Raw genomic sequence first — 1114 nt, forward strand, 5'->3', positions numbered from 1 at the left:
GGATAATCTTTTTCAGATTCAATCAATAATTGAACCGCTCTTTCTCTGATTTCAGGGGTATATTTTAATTTTGTCATCGGGATAGTCTCTCAGAATATTGACTCTCCGACAAACCCGGTACGGTTCACATTTTACGGCAGAGGATGAACCTATGCTTTCAATCCTTACAGAACATCAGTTTTTTCCGATAGTGATGAAACATAATAAATATGATTATTTTAGAATTATGTCTAAACAAGCGTCATTAAGTGCCGTGCGATGGGTACTTGCGTGGTTGAGTGTACGATATTTGGTGATTAGAGATCATAATTCTGTGAATTTGTTCAAGACAGCTACGTGTGCATAAATATCATTTACCTGACTAGGAAAACTTCTTGCTGCTCATTTATCACTTAATAATAGAGACTCAGGTATTTTTTATGGATCAACAAAGCAATAAAAACATCACATTATTCCTTGCATTTGATTTGCTACTGGAAGCTGTACAACACACTTCCTTATGGAAATAGCCTAAGCAGATATCGTTCAATTTAAGGGGCCCAGGCCTTTGCTTGGCAAATCAGATTTTAACAAAGCAAAGGCCTGGGAATCCGCGAATTTGATTTTTTTCTTTGCTTTCAATTTGATCCATACGTTATCGATTTATATTTTTTATTTAAAAATGAATAAAAAAATTCTAATTTGGTTTGACCAAAGAAAAAGATACCCATATGATAATTACATTACAGCAAAATCTGTAATCGGGCGTGGAAACCCGCATCTCAACGTACTAAAGAGTCACTTTTAGTGGCTCTTTTGTGTCTGCATGGCAATGCTTTATGGCAGGCCAAGTAGGGCAGTCTATGACTGGCCGTTTCGTTGAGCGGTATTTCCACCCCTATTTGGTTTGCCACCATCTCGTGGAAAAGATGTTGGCAAATTTCACATTGATCAACGAGATTACAATATGAAAAATATCATCTTAAAAGTACCCATTTCTCTTAGGTTTCTTTTGTTAGCGCTGACCGGATATTGACGGTCATTTAATTCATCGCTTTAACTAAATTGAACTATATGCACTTTCAAATTTCGTGCTTTAGCGAATATAGGAAAGTGCTGCCTGGAGAAAACAAAA

General features: G+C 36.4%; 1 pseudogene. It reads left to right on the forward strand.

The annotated features are described in order from the left end of the window. Positions 1-112: 112 nt before the first annotated feature. Positions 113-307 (forward strand): annotated as a pseudogene (locus tag FTV29_RS15340) (hypothetical protein); the annotation flags it as partial. Positions 308-1114 lie beyond the last annotated feature (807 nt).

This window comes from Acinetobacter sp. YH12254 (assembly GCF_013417415.1).
Lineage (GTDB): Bacteria > Pseudomonadota > Gammaproteobacteria > Pseudomonadales > Moraxellaceae > Acinetobacter > Acinetobacter pseudolwoffii.